The sequence below is a fragment of the Kitasatospora sp. NPDC051914 genome (assembly GCF_040680995.1).
GTDB lineage: Bacteria > Actinomycetota > Actinomycetes > Streptomycetales > Streptomycetaceae > Kitasatospora.
Map to the genome: position 1 here is coordinate 26,423 of NZ_JBFAXX010000028.1, position 14,841 is coordinate 41,263.

Here is a 14,841-nt window from a genome sequence, read left to right on the forward strand (position 1 = left end):
GGGTGCGGTCGGACGGCGCGAACTCCCTTCCCTCGGGGAGCCCCTCCAAGTCGTCACCGATCCCTCGGAGAGCTGTTCCGTGTCCAGACTTCTTCACCGCCTCGCCGCCGTCTCGTAGGTGAACCCCCGCGGCCAGGACGAACGCCTCCGCGAGGAGATCGTCGCCGCCACGGTGCGCATGCTGGACGCACTCGGCGACGGCCGCCGTCCGGCGCTGCATGGATGCCGGACCGGCCCCGCCGCCGAGGTGGCCCTCGACCTGCGGGCCGCCGTCCACGGCGCGGTCTCCCTGCGCGTCAACGAGCCCGACCGCGCCTGGCCCCGCTGGAGGAGCAGGTCGACCGCTTCCTCCACCGGCCGGTCGGGCTGTCACAAGCCCCGCCCGGCACGGGAAGCCGTCCGTAGGCCCTGCCCCACCGGCCGACTGTCCGTGCCGCGCCGTAGCCTGCGCGCATGACCACCACCGACCTCGAGCAGCACCTCGTCCTGGTCGACGAACTGCTCGCGCAGCCCTTCCCGGAGCGGCACGTCAGCGGCACCACCGGGCATGCCGGCCCGGACCACCGCGTGCACTTCCTGAAGCAGAGCCAGGACTTCTGGGACGACGAGGACGGCCGGGCCCTGATCGCGGCGGACGCGGAGATGCAGGCCTGCCTCGACGCCCTGGTCGCAGCGCTCGCGGCACGCTGGGGCGACCCGATCTCCGTCGACCTCCGGCCGTATCTGAAGGCCGGCTGCGAGGGCGAGGAGGTACCGGAGCCGATCGGCTTCCTCAGTCAGCTGGCCGGCAGCATGCAGGCATGGCCACTCCCCGGGACGGGCCGCTGGCTGGCGATAGCCGTCGGCCAGGGGGACAAGGAACTGCCGCTCGAACTGGTGGCCGTGGTCGGCATGTCCGCCGTGCTCGACCCCGCCGCGGCCGAACGCCCCTGACCACAGCACGCGCAGTCGCCGCCGTACCGCTGACGGTGCGGCACGGCTGCGACAGCGGCGGTCGGTGTGACGACCTGTGGGGTGCACCCTCACCCCGTTGTCCTCAGGACGCGAGGCGGTGGCTGCTCCGGGATTCGCGCTGCGGCAGTTCGACCACCGCGACCCCGACCCCGCGGAGGAAGGCGACGACGGAGTCCGCGGTGCGGCCGTCCAGGGAGAACACCCAGCGGCCCGGGACCAGCACCTCGGTGACCCGGCCGAGGGCGGCCTGCCCGAGGAGCCGTCGGAGCTCGGGCTTGAGGGCGCCGGAGGACGAGCCGTTGTCGAGGTAGACGTGCGGAGAGCCGAGGCCGATCTCCCGGGCGTGCTCCTCCAGGGCCCTCCGGTGGAGGTCCATCCGCCAGCTGTCGTACGGATAGCAGCGAAGGTAGAGCGCAGTACGGGTGCCGGTCCGGTGAACCTCCGTGACGGCCATTTCCACTCCTCGTCGAGCGGTGCCGGCGTCTCGGCGCGTCGCGCGCGTGCACCGGCGTGTCTTCCATCATGGACTGGACCAATCGGATATGTCCAGACCATTGGGTGGATTCGTACCTGTGTCCAGCGTGTGGGTTTCTGTTGGATTCCCTTGTCGCCTCCGGAGCGCCATGGCCGGAGGCTCCCGGAAAGGGCCCCGGGGTGGCAGGGGGTCTCGGGGGAGTCGACGGCCGGAGGCCCGGCTGGATGACGGAGAGTCGGCGGACAGTGACGAAGAGTTGCGAGCTCTCTTGACAAGGGTCATGCCCGGCTCGACGCTCTCCCATGCTTGGTTCCGTTTGGTTCAGTGCATTTGTGTGCTGATCGCGACCTGGAGGCTGCCCATGGCTCGGATCTCCAACACGAATCGACACAGGGTCGTCGGCTTCGCGACCACCCTGGCCGTGCTGGCCGGCAGCGGTGCCCTGAGCGCCGCCGCCCTCGTCGGCCTCGACCTGGCGACCGCCGCCCCGGCCGCCGCACTGCAGAACTCCCAGGCCCTCACCCCGCAGATGGGCTTCAACAACTGGAACTCCACGTACTGCCGGGCCGAGTTCAACGAGGCCATGGTGAAGGGCACCGCCGACATCTTCGTCTCGCAGGGGCTGAAGGACGCCGGCTACACCTACGTCAACCTCGACGACTGCTGGGCGCTGCCGAACCGCGACGCCTCCGGCAACCTCGTGCCCGACCCCGTCCGGTTCCCGCACGGCATCAAGGCGGTCGCCGACTACGTCCACTCCAAGGGCCTGAAGTTCGGGATCTACTCCAGTGCCGGTACCAGGACCTGCGACGGGCTGGGCTTCCCCGGCGCGCTCGGCCACGAGCAGCAGGACGCGAACCTGTGGGCCTCCTGGGGCGTCGACTACCTGAAGTACGACAACTGCTACAACCAGGGCGTCGACGCCCAGCAGCGGTACAAGGCCATGGGGGCCGCGCTCAGGGCGACCGGACGCAGCATCCTCTACTCCGTCTGCGAGTGGGGGAGCAGTCGGCCCTGGACGTGGGCTCAGGAGGTCGGCAACTCCTGGCGCACCACCGGGGACATCTCCGACTCCTGGTCCAGCATGATCTCCATCGCGCACGCCAACCAGTCCCTGGCCCCGTACGCGGGTCCCGGCGCCTGGAACGACCCCGACATGCTGGAGGTCGGCAACGGCGGCATGACCGACACCGAGTACCGCACCCACTTCAGCCTGTGGGCGCAGATGGCGGCGCCCCTGCTGATCGGCACCGACCTGCGCAGCGCGAGCGCCGCGACGATGGCGATCCTCACCAACACCGACGTGATCGCCGTCGACCAGGACCCGCTGGGCCGGCAGGGCACGGTGGTCTCCTCCCAGGGCGGGCTGGTCGTGATGAGCAAGCCGCTGGCCGACGGCAGCCGGTCCGTCACCCTGACCAACGAGACCGGCACCGCGCAGCCGGTCTCCACCACCGCCGCGGCTGCCGGGATCGGCGGCGCCGCCTCGTACACGCTCAAGGACCTGTGGTCCAAGCAGACCACCACCACGAGCGGGGCGATCGTCGCCACGGTGCCCCCGCACGGCACGGTGATGTTCCGGGTCACCCCGAGCGCGCCGACCCCGCTGCCCACCGGGGCCTTCCAGCTCGGCGACTCGGCCTGGACGGCGGCCGGCGGCGGCTGGGGCCCGGTCGAGCGTAACCACAGCAACGGCGAGACCGCGCCCGGCGACGGACGGACCCTCACCATCGGCGGCACCGCGTACGCCAAGGGCCTCGGCACGCACTCCGATTCGGAGATCCGCTACCACCTCGGCGGGACGTGCACCGGCCTCGTCGTGGACGTCGGCGTCGACGACGAGGTCGGCAGCAGCGGCTCGGTGCGGTTCCAGGTCTACCGCGACGCCGCGCTGGTCGCCGACAGCGGGGTCCGGCGCGGCACCGACCCGGCCCTGCGTCTGACCGCGGACCTCACCGGCGGCACCGTCCTCCGGCTGGTGGTCACCGACGGCGGCGACGGCAAGAACTACGACCACGCCGACTGGGCCGGTGCCCGGATCGGCTGCGGGGCGGCACCGTCGGCCAGCACCCACGAGCTGAGCGACCTGCCGTGGTCCACCGCCTTCAGCGGCTGGGGCCCGGTCGAGCGGGACAGGAGCAACGGCGAGGCGGCGGGCGGCGACGGACGGACCCTCACCATCGGCGGCACCACCTACGCCAAGGGCCTCGGAACCCACGCCGCTTCGACGATCACCTACTACCTCGGCGGCAGGTGCAGCGCATTGAGCACCGACGCCGGCGTGGACGAGGAGGTCGGCAGCAAGGGCAAGGTCGGCTTCCAGATCCTTGCCGACGGTGCCAAGGCGGCCGACGGCGGCACGGTCACCGGCGCGGGCGGCGCCGTGCACCTCAACGCCCCGCTCACCGGCGCCTACGAGCTGACCCTGCAGGTCGGCGACGGCGGCGACGGCATCGACTTCGACCACGCGGACTGGGCCGCGCCCAGGCTGACCTGCTCCTGATCTCCCATCGGCAACGCCGGCCGGTCCTGCAGCGCTCGCGGCTGCAGGACCGGCCGCGTGTCGGCGAGGCCCGCCCGTGCACCGGGGGCGGCCGGCGACAGGTCTCCGATAACCGATCTCGGGGCCGGAAGCCGCCAGCCCGTTTCCGCCGCCCGTTCCGATCGAAAATGCTTACCGCCCGGGGGATATTCCGGCCGACCGGCGATGCCGAAGATCGGCTGCGCTATATTCGGAGCCGTCGGCAGGGCGCACCACGAAGGGCCGGGAAAGCCGTGGCGGACCAAGGACTGCTCGCACAGCAGCGGCGTGCCCTGATCCTCGAAGCGGTGCGGCGCGACGGCGCCGTACGGGTCTCGGAACTCGTGGTCAGCCTGGGTGTCTCGGACATGACCGTGCGGCGCGACCTCGACGCGCTCGAACGGCAGGGATCAGTGGAGAAGGTCCACGGTGGCGCCGTTGCGACGGCCGGCAGCGGTGAGGAGCCGGGCTTCGACGTGAAGTCGGGCCTGGAGTCCGCAGCCAAGGCCGCCATTGCCGACGCCGCGGCCGCCCTGGTGAGGCCCGGCAGCGTGGTGGGTCTCGGCGCCGGCACGACGACGCACGCGGTGGCGAAGCGCCTCCTGAATGTCCCGGAACTGACCCTCGTCACCAATTCGCTGCCGATCGAGCAATTCGTCAGGAGTTCCGCGGCCGGGAATTCCCATGCGCCCTCGGTACTTCTGACGGGGGGCACCGCGACGCGTTCCGAGGCACTCGTCGGGCCGATCGCCGACCGCACCATCGAATCGCTCCACGTCGACGTCCTGATTCTCGGCTCGCACGGCGTCTCCGAAAGAGATGGGCTGACCACTCCCAATCTCGCCGAATCCCAGACGAACCGCGCCTTCATCTCCAGGGCGCGGCAGGTCGTGGTCGCCGCCGACCACACCAAGTGGGGAACGACAGGTCTCAGCACCTTCGCGGATCTGGGGCAGATCGACGTCTTCGTCACCGATGCGGGCATGTCCGCCGAAGCGCGCAGCGCCCTGGCCGAGCGGGTCGGGCGGCTGGTCGTCGTCGGCCTCGGCAAGGACGCGCCCGGAAGAACCGTCCGATCAGAGCCGGCCGATTGAAACGGGGCCGTTGAACCGGTTCCGATCCGGCCGTGCGAGACGCCGGCCACCCGGAGAGCGGACCGCGACGCTCCGTTCGTGGACGCCAACTTCCTTGCAGTGTTCGGTGTCTGACTGAACGAAACGCGAGGCGGCCCGGCACCGGTCGACCGTCGGTCGGGGTGATGGTCACAAGGTGATCTCGTCCATCCCCGTCACTTGACGAAGCCACGCAACAGAGGTGTCATGTGTTGTATAGCGTTTGAACGTGTTGGTTCTTGAGAGATCTTGGGTGTCGACCGGAACATCGAGCCGGCCCCGTTCCCGACCCCGTTCCCGACAAGGCGCTCTCGGAACCCGAGGCGACCACTTCGCCCGCACCCGCACCGCGCCGCTCGAGGCGCATGCTCGAAGGAGCTCTCCATGTTCCGTGCCACCACCCGTGTCGTCGCCGCGGCCGGCCTGCTGCTCACCCTCGGCCTGACCACCGCCTGCTCCACCGGGCAGGAGTCGGTGAAGTCGGGCGACGCCCCCGTCGCGCCGGTGAACGGCAAGATCTCGATCACCTACCTGCAGAAGCAGGGTGACCAGGAGTACTTCGTCGGTGAGGCGGCCGGTGCCAAGGCCAAAGCGGCCGAACTCGGCATCGACCTGAAGGTGGTGAACCTCGGCAACGACGCCAACAAGACGGTCAGCGAGGTGCAGTCGGCCATCGCGCAGAAGACCAACGGCATCATCATCGTCGTGCCGGACCCGGCCGTCGGCCCGCAGGTCGTCCAGACCGCCCGGGACGCCAAGGTGGCCCTGCTGACCTCCGACGACCAGATCTGCGCCACCGGCCCGGACCCGGCGGCCTGCGACAAGGGCGGCCTCGTCGCCCGCATCGGCTTCTCCGGCGAGCAGATGGGCACCGAGGTCGGCAAGCGTGCCGCCGAGGAGTTCAAGAAGGCCGGCTGGAACCCGGCCGAGACCCGGACCGTCTCCGCCTGGAAGCAGGACGTCACGGTCTGCGGCGACCGTGTGAAGGCCGCCAAGGCGGCGTTCGCGGCCGGCGTCGGCGCCCAGGTGCAGAACATCGACGTCCCCACCGACAACACCCCGACCGGCGCCCAGGACAAGATCGCGGCCACCATCACCGCCAACGCGGGCGTCAAGCGCTGGGTCGTCTGGGGCTGCAACGACGAGAACGTCCAGGGCGGTGTCACGGCCCTGGAGAACGCCGGCGTCGGCGCCGACAACGTGATCGGCGTCGGCCTCGGCGCGTACCTCGCCTGCAAGAACTGGAGCGGCAGCAAGCCGACCGGCATGAAGGCCGCCCTGTTCATCAACGGCAAGGACGTCGGCGCCCTCGCCGTCCAGACCATGTACGACAAGCTCAAGAACAGCAAGGACTTCCCGAAGGAGGCCTTCGCGCCCACCACCATGGTCGACCCGACCACGTGGAAGACCGCCGGCGTCTCCTGCAGCTGACACCCCCTCGGCCGGCCCGAACTCCCGGGCCGGCCACCGCCGCCCCGGCGCCCGGCCCCCTCGGAGCTCCTCCCACCCTCCCGCACGGATCGAAGGTGACACCATGAGCAGGGCCCACGACGCGAACCCGGATCCCGGGCCGCCCACCGCCCCGCCCCCCGGCGGCGCCGGTGTGCGAAACGTCTCCAAGCGGTTCGGCGCAGTGCAGGCTCTCGACGGTGTCACCCTCGACTTCCCCGCCGGCCAGGTCACCGCCCTCATGGGCGAGAACGGCGCGGGGAAGTCCACCCTCCTCAAGATCCTGACGGGAGACCACCGGCCCACCGGGGGCAGCGTCGTCATCGACGGCAAGCCGGTCCAGCTCGCCACGCCGACGGACGCCCGCCGCGCCGGCATCCGGATCATCCCGCAGGAGCCGGAGATCATCCCGCACGTCTCGGTCGCCGAGAACGTCTACGCCGGCTCGCTGCCCCGCAGGGCCGGACGCCGCCTGGACCGCGCCGAACTGCGCCGCCGCATCACCGCCGACCTCGACCGGTACGGCTTCGACAAGGTCCTCGACCCGGATCTGCCCGGCTCCCGACTCACCCCGGCCCAGCGCCAACTGGTCGAGATCCTGCGGGCGCTGACCGGCGAGGCCAAGGTCATCGCCTTCGACGAGCCCACCTCCTCGCTCTCCGAGCACGAGGTCGACGCGCTGTTCGCGCTGATCCGCCGGCTGCGCGGCGACGGCGTCGCCGTCGTCTACGTCTCCCACCGCATGCAGGAGATCTTCCAACTCGCCGACCGCATCGCCGTCCTGCGCGACGGCACACTGGCCGGCGTCCAGGACGCGGCCACCACCGGCGAGGGCGAACTCGTCCGCCTCATGGTCGGCCGCGACCTCTCCACCATGTTCTCCCGCAGCCACGTCGCCACCGACCGCCTGGTCCTCGACGTCCGCGGCGTCACCACCGACGACGTCCGCGACATCGATCTGCAGATCCACGCCGGCGAAGTCGTCGGCCTGGCAGGCCTGATCGGCGCCGGACGCTCCGAACTCGCCCTCGCCCTCGCCGGCGACAGGCCGATCCACTCCGGCACCGTGACCCTCGACGGCCGGCGGCTGCCCTCCGGCAGGCCCGGTGCCGTCATCCGCGCCGGCCTCGGCCTCGCCCCCGAGGAGCGCAAGGCCCAGGCACTGTTCCTGCACCGCTCGATCCGCGACAACACCTCGACCGTCGTGCTGGACCGGCTGCGCCGCCTCCGCTTCGTCAGGCGGGTGGCCGAGCGCGACCTCGCCCAGCAGTACGCCGACCGGCTGCGGGTGCGCACCCCGTCCATCGAGCACGAGGTCCGCAAACTCTCCGGCGGCAACCAGCAGAAGGTCGTCCTCGCCCGCTGGCTCGCCCGCAGGCCCAAGGTGCTGATCCTGGACGAGCCGACCCGCGGCATCGACGTCGGCGCCAAGGCCGAGATCTACCAGATCATCGCCGACCTCGCCGAGGAGGGCGTCGCCATCCTGGTGATCTCCTCCGAACTCCCCGAGGTCCTCGGCCTCGCCGACCGCATCGTCGTCATGCAGAACGGCCGGATCACCGGCGAACTGGACCGCGCCCACGCCACCGAGGAGGCCGTCCTCAACCTCGCCATGGCCGACGACATCGCCCCTGCCCCCGCGACTGGAGCATCCGCATGACCGCCACGACCACCCCGCCCGTCGCCGACAGCGCCCCCGGCCGGAAGAACGCGGGCCCCGCCGCCCTCCTCGCCTCCGTCGGCGGACAGAACCTCAGCCTGATCGGCGCCCTGATCGTGGTGCTCGCCCTGTTCGGCGTGCTGAACGACAACTACCTCAGCGTCTCCAACATGCAGGTCATCGCCGAGGCCGCCACCATCACCGGTCTGCTCGCCGTGGTGCAGACCGTCGTCATCATCTGCGGCGGCCTCGACATCTCGGTCGGCTCCCAGGCCGGCGTGGCCTCCGTGGTCAGCGCCATGGCCTTCACCGGCGCGGGCTCCAACGCCTTCGTCGGCATGGCCGCCGCCGTCGGCGTCGGCCTCCTGGTCGGCATCCTCAACGGTGTGATCATCGTCTACGGCCGGGTCAACCCCACCATCGCCACCCTGGCCGGCCTCGCCGCCTACAAGGGCCTCGCCCAGCTGCTCTCCGACGGCCGTGCCCAGGGCTACGTCCTCAACAACGACGTGTTCGTCTTCCTCGGCCGCGGCAAGATCGCCGGCCTGCCGATGATGGTCTGGATACTCATCATCACCTCCCTCGCCGTCCACCTGCTGCTCAAGTACACCGACATCGGCCGCAACATCTACGCCATCGGCGGCAACGACACCGCCGCCCGCCTGGCCGGCATCAACATCAACAAGTACCTGGTCGCCGTCTACGCCCTGATCGGCGTCGTCGCCGCCGTCGCCGGCATCCTGCTCACCGCCCGCACCGGCAGCGGCCAGCCCACCTCCGGCAGCGAGGGCCTGGAACTCAAGGCCATCACCGCCGCCGCCCTCGGCGGCTGCGCCCTCAAGGGCGGCAAGGGCGGCATCGGCGGCACCCTGCTCGCCGTCGCCCTCCTCGGCTGCCTCGAGAACGGACTGACCGTCGAAGGCATCAACTCCTTCTGGCAGAACGTCGCCCAGGGCGCCCTGCTGGTCGTCGCCGTGGTGATCCAGCAGCGCCGCAGCGGCGAACGCGCCATCGGCCTCCCCACCTGACGGCGGAGCACTGACGGTCGGCGCCGAGCTGCGCCGCGCCTGACACCCCCGCCCCACGGCCGGCCGGGAGGCACCCCGCCTCCCGGCCGGCTCCTTCCCGACGCGCCGCCGGCAAGACGTTGATTTAGGGTTAGCCTAACCTAAATAATCGAAGGGATTCGACTGGCGCGAGGGCCTGGCACCGCTGCCCGCCACCGCCGCCCTCGCCGCACGGATCGAGGAGCTGGCGCAGGACTGGCCGGCCGGTTACCTCGCCCACCACTACACCCGCTACCTGGGCGACCTGTCGGGCGGTCAGATCATCCGCGGCACCGCGGAACGCACCTGGGGCTTCGCGCGGAAGGGCGACGGCGTCCGCTTCTACGTGTTCGAGGAGATCGACAACCCGGCCGCCTGCAAGCGGGAGTACCGGGACAGGCTGGACGCGGCCGGTCTCGCCCTGGACGGGGTCGAGCGGCGCCGGGTGGTCGAGGAGTGCAAGCGGGCGTTCGTGCTGAACGGCGCGGTGTTCCGGGAACTCGGGGCACAGCACCGCCTGAGCGCCTGAGGCACCGACGAGCCCGGCCCCGTGGCGCGGCGCCGCCGTCGCCGACCGGGACGAGAACGCGGTGGCCCGGGCCATGGCCGCCACCGAATGCACCCACCTCGCCGAACGGCCCTTCACCGCGCTCTCCGGCGGCGAACGCGCCCGCGTCGCCCTCGCCCGGGTACTCGCCCAGCGCACGCCGCTGCTGCTCCTCGACGAGCCGACCGCCGCCCTCGACCTGCGCCACCAGGAACTGGTGCTGCGCGTCGTGCGGCGGCGCGCCGATGCCGGCGACGGCGTGGTCGTCGTCCTGCACGACCTGTCACTGGCCGCAGCCCACGCCGATCGCATCGTCCTCATGGACAATGGCACCACCGTCGCCGACGGACCGGCCGCCGACGTCCTGCAACCCCCCTGCTCAGCCGCGTCTACGGCCACCCGGTGGAAGTGCTCGCGCATCCGCGCACCGGGGCGCCCCTCGTGCTCCCCGAACGCCCGGCCCGACCCCGGGAGGTGCGTGGCCCGGGAGGATGGGCCGCCCCGGGACCGGATCGTTACCGGCCACACGGCGACACGAATGCTTTGTGCACCACCATTTGGGTGGTGCAGGTGGACCATGGTGACCTGGGTGCAGCTGTGCCGGACGGCGGAGGTGTCCTGTGGACGGTGACTGGTGGCAGGGCCCGGTCGGGCAATGGGTGTGCGAGGCACGGTCCGTGGGGCAGGCCAGGGTCGGCGGCTTCCTCGCCGACCTGGCCGAGGACACGCCCAGGGCCTGTACGGCGCCGCACCTGCGGCTCCCCCTGGCGGATGCGGCACTGGCCCTCGGCCTGCCGCTCGGCGTCCTCCTCGAAGCCCTGGGGGCACTGGAGGAGGCGGGCCTGCTCAGCCGCACCGCCGACACCGGGATCCTGCTCCACCTGCCACGCGGCGCATAGCGTTCGACCGCTCGGTGGGACGGCACGTCAGGGGCGCAGTTCCACCCCCGGCCTTCGGCCGGGAGGTACCCCCGGCGCCCCTCGTGGCTTGCCCGACCGGCGACAGTGCCCAGTGCGGGACGACCGCGCCGGCGTAGACGTTGTCCGGGGTGGCGGCCGCGGTGATCGCCCGGGCGAGCAGGGTGGACGGCTCCTGGCCCTGGCTGCTCACGTCCGTGTTGATCATGATGACCGGGGTGGCCCGCTGCGAGGGCAGGTAGACGGTCACGGTCTCGTAGCCGGGGATGGAACCGTTGTGCCCGATCCACCCGTTGGTCTCGAAGATCCCGAGGCCGTAGCCGGTACCGGGGGAGCCGGTCGGCAGCGTCCTGAGCCGCTGGGCCTGGGTCTCGGGGCTGAGCAGCTCTCCGGTGGCGACGACCTCCGCCCAGCGGCGCAGGTCCTGCAGGTTCGAGATCATCGCCCCGGCCGCCCAGGCCCGGCTGGGGTTCCAGTCGGTGACGTCCTCGACCGCGCCGCTCAGCGTCTGGTCGGTGTAGCCGCGCGCGTGCGGCTCGGGGAACTCGGCCCCGTCCGGGAACAGCGTGTGCCGCAGCCGGGCCGGGCGCAGCACCCGCCGGTGGACGAAGTCGGCGAGCCGCCGGCCGCTGACCTTCTCGACCACCAGGCCGAGCAGCACGAGGTTGGAGTTGGAGTACTGGAACTCCTCGCCCGGCGCGAAGGTGTTCGGGTGCCGGTAGCCGTACGAGAGCATCTCCCGCGGGTTGAAGGGGCGCTCCGGATCGCTCTGCAGGTCGTGGATGAAGTCCGGGTCGGAGGTGTACGGGAACAGGCCGCTGCGCATCTCGGCGAGGTGACGCAGCGTGATCCGGTCGCCGTCGGGGACGCCGCGGACGTAGCCGGAGACGGGGTCGTCCAGCCCGACCCTGCCCTCGTCGACGAGTTCGAGCAGCGCGGTGACCGTGAAGGTCTTGGTCTCGCTGCCGATCCGGACGAAGGTGTCGACGGGCATCGGCTCGCGGGCGGCGGTGTCGGCGACACCGGTCGCCCGGACGTAGCACCCCTTGCCCGCAGCCACAGCCCGACGACCGCACCGGGGATGCCCGCCTGCCGGCGGACGTCCTCGATCGTCCCGTCCAGACGGGCGGTCAGCTCGCGGCCGAGACCGTCACCCGCACAGTCGTCCCGGTCGTGCCGGTCGGCGCTCGCGGCGTGGACGTCCGTGGGGGGAGCCGCGGTCACGGGGGCCAGCGCGGACGCCACGATCAGCGTTGCGGCGAACAGCCGGCGGTAGGAGGTGCGTCGCACGTCGGGGCGCCTCTTCCAGGTCACGGGCTCGGACGGCAACATCACCACCGCGGCCCGGCACGCCGCCCGGCGAGTCCACTCGTTCGGAGCCGCGCGAACGGCCGGGAGTGCGGCGAGCGACGGCCTGACGGCCCGTTCGGCGTGACCGGCGCTCAGGCCGTCCAGGTCCGCAGGACGGCGGCGAGGTCGGCTGCGGTGGAGCCCGGGCGCTTGAGCTCCTCGGCCGCGGCGGTCACCCGTTCCCGGTCGAGCTCGGCCGGGAGCCCGCCCGCTCGGCGACCTCGAGGATCCGTGCGAGGTCGACGAGCAGGATCACGCGGCCTCGATCCCGTCCAGCAGGTCGCCGTACTCGTCGAGCACCTGCTGTGCGCCGGCCAGGAAGGTGTGCCGCAGCTTCTCGTTGTCGTCGCGGATCAGCTGCGCCACGTAGTCGTTCACCGGCATGCGGCGGGTTTCCGCGGCGTGCTTGGCCATTTCGGCGATGGTCTCGTCCATGCGGAGGTTCACCTGGGTCTTCGCCATACCGTGAAGATAGCAGGTGATAGCAGAGGTGTGGAGAGCTCCGGAGTCCGCCGCTCCGGGGCTTGTGGAGCCTCCCGCGCGCCGCCGATGCACCCCCGGTCCGCATTGGCCCCGCGACAGTCCCGCCGGGCCCCGGATGTGAAGGTATCGTGCACCTCGTAGGAGGTTGACATGATCGCTGGCCCGGGCTTCTGGGATGTGGAGATTGAGCGGGCAGGCTGGTCGCGCGTTCTGCAGCCCGGCCCTGCCGCCTTCCCGGAGATCCAGGGGCGCCGCACGGTCTGGGGCCGCAACTGCTACGTGCGCGGCCGGGAGCGGCTGGTCATCGAATGGTCGGACCAGGTGACGATATCCGCCGTCCTGCTGAACGGCGGGCCCTTCCCGGTCGACACCGCCGAAGACCTCGCCGCCGCGATAGGCCAGGACCACCGTCCCGACCGGTGACCCCGGCGGTCGGGGAAGGGCTCAGTACCAGAAGGCTTTGACGACGGCCCTGCCGTCCGCGGCGGCGCGGTCGTAGAAGGCCCGCATGCCTTCGTGGTGCCGGACGAAGATGCCCCTGACGTCCTCCTCCGCCCAGGACGGGCCGAAGGAGGCGTGCAGACGGCGGCCGGCCGATGCCCAGAGGGCGTCGAACGGGACGTCCGTGAGGAAGGCCGAGGCCCGTTGCGTCGCCCCGGGCGTCAGGTGGGCGAAAGGCGGCTGCGCGTCGGTCGGGTGGCGGACGACGTCACCGCCGTAGACGGGCAGCTCCCATGCCCCGCCCGCGCCCTCGGGACGACCGGCGGCCGCCTCGTAGAGCTCGTGCACGAGGCCGAAGTCCTTCTCGAAGGACTTCGCGACGCCCGCGGCGCACTCGGCGGGGTGGACGTCCCAGCCCCAGGCAGCGGCCATGAACTCCTCCAGCCAGGCGTACTCCTTCCGGACCTCGGACTCCCGGACGGCGCGCAGGTGCATGTGGTAACTCACGACTGTCCCCTTCGGTGAACGGCCCGGCGTCGTGGCCGGCAGAACCGGGAGGGTATCCCGGCGCACCCACACCGGGAGCGAACGCGGGCCGCCCTTCGCACCGACGCCCGGTCAGGCGCCCAGCACCGCGATGTCCGAGTCCCCGCCGCCCCGCTCCACTCCGGCCCGGACGACGCCGGCGGCTGCCTCGACCACGGGCAGCGGCAGAGAGCCGCCCGCCGCGAGCATCAGCCCGAGGTCCTTGGCGAGCGCCCCCAGCGTGAAGTCGGCCCCGCCGTAGTCGCCCGTGTCGAGCCGCTCGCGCTTGGCGGCCACGAGGCGGCCGAAGTGCCCGTCGGCGAGGACGTCCAGGACGGCCTCGCGGGCCAGCCCGAGCTCCCGCCCCAGGGCGACCGCGTCCCGCAGCCCGGCCGCGACCACGCCGAGCCCGAGGTTCGCCACCAACTTCAGCGCCGACGCCGTCCCGACCTCCCCGGTGTGCCGGACCTGCCCGGCGTGCGACCAGGCCCGCAGGACGGGCAGCGCTGCCGCCACGTCGGAGTCCTCGCCGCCGACCAGGACGGTCAGCGTCGCCGCCCGCACCGCCGGCACCGACCCGAGGACCGGCGCCTCGACGTACCGCAGCCCGGCCCCGGCCGCCTCCGCCGCCAGAGCCCGGGACTCGTCCGGCCCGACGGTCGACGCATTCACCACGACCGTCCCACCGCCACTCGCGTCGGCGACGGCGGCCCCGCGGGCGACCCCGTCCGGCCCGAACAGCACCTCGCGCGCCGCAGGTCCGTCGAGCACCATCACCACCACGACCTCCGCGGTACCGGCCGCCGCCGCGGGGCTCTCCGCCACCGCCGTGCCCGCGACCCCGCGCCCGGGCGTGCGGTTCCACACCGTCACCCCGTGTCCCTCGGCGACGAGCGCGTCGGCGAACGCGCCCCCCATCCGTCCGAGCCCGCACACCGCGACCCTCACGGCGCCGCCTCCTCGGGCACGACCGCGAACGCCTCGATCTCGACCAGGAACTCCGGCCGGACCAGCGCCGCGACCTGCACCGCCGAACTCGCCGGGGCATGCTCCGGATCGAGCACCTCGTCCCAGACCGTCCGCAGCGCCGACAGATGGGCGACATCGGTCAGGAACGACGTGATCTTGACGACGTCCCGCCAGCCCGCACCCGCCGCGGCCAGGCAGCGCTCCAGGTTGGCGAACACCTGCCGGACCTGGGCCGCCGCATCGCCCTCGCCCACCAGCTTGCCGTCCTCGTCCAGCGCCACCTGCCCGGACACCGCGACGAACCGCCCGCGCCCGCTCACGACATGGCTGTACCGCCCGCTCGGCGCGACCCCGGCCGGCGCCGCGATCCGGGTGATCTCCGACATGACGCA

At 72.1% G+C, this 14,841-nt stretch carries 13 protein-coding genes and 5 pseudogenes; 12 read left to right on the top strand and 6 right to left on the bottom strand.

Annotated features, from left to right (window positions below; genetic code table 11):
- Window positions 1–118 precede the first annotated feature (118 nt).
- Both AB0M03_RS19770 and AB0M03_RS19775 read left to right on the top strand, forming a co-directional pair.
- Window positions 119–457 carry a hypothetical protein gene (locus AB0M03_RS19770; protein WP_363492849.1) on the top strand — a complete coding sequence of 113 codons (339 nt, stop codon included), beginning with the start codon at window positions 119–121 and terminating at the stop codon, window positions 455–457.
- Window positions 454–933, top strand: coding sequence for a hypothetical protein (locus AB0M03_RS19775; RefSeq protein WP_363492850.1), 480 nt, complete (start codon window positions 454–456; stop codon window positions 931–933). Before AB0M03_RS19770 ends, AB0M03_RS19775 begins: the two co-directional genes overlap by 4 nt.
- 103 nt (window positions 934–1,036) lie before the next feature.
- Here the strand turns inward: AB0M03_RS19775 and AB0M03_RS19780 are convergent, their stop codons facing one another.
- Complete coding sequence (locus AB0M03_RS19780) at window positions 1,037–1,408, bottom strand: hypothetical protein (protein ID WP_363492851.1); 372 nt, start codon at window positions 1,406–1,408, stop codon at window positions 1,037–1,039.
- Window positions 1,409–1,958: 550 nt separating this feature from the next.
- Between AB0M03_RS19780 and AB0M03_RS19785 the strand changes: the two are divergent.
- The 9 genes and pseudogenes from AB0M03_RS19785 to AB0M03_RS19825 form a co-directional block, all read left to right on the top strand.
- Window positions 1,959–3,476 (top strand): annotated as a pseudogene (locus AB0M03_RS19785) (NPCBM/NEW2 domain-containing protein); the annotation flags it as partial.
- Window positions 3,477–3,512: 36 nt separating this feature from the next.
- Window positions 3,513–3,932: pseudogene (locus AB0M03_RS19790) on the top strand (NPCBM/NEW2 domain-containing protein); the annotation flags it as partial.
- Between the two features lie 272 nt (window positions 3,933–4,204).
- On the top strand, window positions 4,205–5,044 hold the full coding sequence (locus tag AB0M03_RS19795) for a DeoR/GlpR family DNA-binding transcription regulator (protein WP_363492852.1): 840 nt from the start codon (window positions 4,205–4,207) through the stop codon (window positions 5,042–5,044).
- A 402-nt stretch (window positions 5,045–5,446) separates the two neighbouring features.
- Window positions 5,447–6,493, top strand: coding sequence for a substrate-binding domain-containing protein (locus AB0M03_RS19800; RefSeq protein ID WP_363492853.1), 1,047 nt, complete (start codon window positions 5,447–5,449; stop codon window positions 6,491–6,493).
- Window positions 6,494–6,596: 103 nt separating this feature from the next.
- Window positions 6,597–8,171 carry a sugar ABC transporter ATP-binding protein gene (locus AB0M03_RS19805; protein WP_363492854.1) on the top strand — a complete coding sequence of 525 codons (1,575 nt, stop codon included), beginning with the start codon at window positions 6,597–6,599 and terminating at the stop codon, window positions 8,169–8,171.
- Complete coding sequence (locus AB0M03_RS19810; protein WP_363492855.1) at window positions 8,168–9,199, top strand: ABC transporter permease; 1,032 nt, start codon at window positions 8,168–8,170, stop codon at window positions 9,197–9,199. Before AB0M03_RS19805 ends, AB0M03_RS19810 begins: the two co-directional genes overlap by 4 nt.
- Window positions 9,200–9,362: 163 nt before the next feature.
- Window positions 9,363–9,746: pseudogene (locus AB0M03_RS19815) on the top strand (biliverdin-producing heme oxygenase); the annotation flags it as partial.
- A gap of 43 nt (window positions 9,747–9,789) precedes the next feature.
- Window positions 9,790–10,220: pseudogene (locus AB0M03_RS19820) on the top strand (ATP-binding cassette domain-containing protein); the annotation flags it as partial.
- A 221-nt stretch (window positions 10,221–10,441) separates the two neighbouring features.
- Complete coding sequence (locus tag AB0M03_RS19825; protein ID WP_363492856.1) at window positions 10,442–10,663, top strand: hypothetical protein; 222 nt, start codon at window positions 10,442–10,444, stop codon at window positions 10,661–10,663.
- 124 nt (window positions 10,664–10,787) lie between these two features.
- On the opposite strand, the pseudogene AB0M03_RS19830 reads toward AB0M03_RS19825, so the two are convergent.
- Together AB0M03_RS19830 and AB0M03_RS19835 are read right to left on the bottom strand one after the other, a co-directional pair.
- A pseudogene (locus AB0M03_RS19830) lies at window positions 10,788–11,971 on the bottom strand (serine hydrolase domain-containing protein); the annotation flags it as partial.
- A gap of 312 nt (window positions 11,972–12,283) precedes the next feature.
- On the bottom strand, window positions 12,284–12,493 hold the full coding sequence (locus AB0M03_RS19835; RefSeq protein ID WP_363492857.1) for a hypothetical protein: 210 nt from the start codon (window positions 12,491–12,493) through the stop codon (window positions 12,284–12,286).
- A 171-nt stretch (window positions 12,494–12,664) separates the two neighbouring features.
- Between AB0M03_RS19835 and AB0M03_RS19840 the strand changes: the two genes are divergently transcribed.
- Complete coding sequence (locus AB0M03_RS19840; protein WP_363492858.1) at window positions 12,665–12,937, top strand: hypothetical protein; 273 nt, start codon at window positions 12,665–12,667, stop codon at window positions 12,935–12,937.
- A 21-nt stretch (window positions 12,938–12,958) separates the two neighbouring features.
- Here AB0M03_RS19840 and AB0M03_RS19845 read toward each other — a convergent pair whose 3' ends face one another.
- From AB0M03_RS19845 to AB0M03_RS19855, 3 genes are all read right to left on the bottom strand, one after another.
- Window positions 12,959–13,462 carry a DUF1877 family protein gene (locus AB0M03_RS19845; RefSeq protein WP_363492859.1) on the bottom strand — a complete coding sequence of 168 codons (504 nt, stop codon included), beginning with the start codon at window positions 13,460–13,462 and terminating at the stop codon, window positions 12,959–12,961.
- Between the two features lie 111 nt (window positions 13,463–13,573).
- Window positions 13,574–14,428, bottom strand: coding sequence for an NAD(P)-dependent oxidoreductase (locus AB0M03_RS19850; protein ID WP_363492860.1), 855 nt, complete (start codon window positions 14,426–14,428; stop codon window positions 13,574–13,576).
- Entirely contained in the window at window positions 14,425–14,835 is a 411-nt protein-coding gene (locus AB0M03_RS19855) for a RidA family protein (RefSeq protein WP_363492861.1), read from the bottom strand. The genes AB0M03_RS19850 and AB0M03_RS19855 overlap by 4 nt, the downstream gene beginning before the upstream one ends.
- Window positions 14,836–14,841 lie beyond the last annotated feature (6 nt).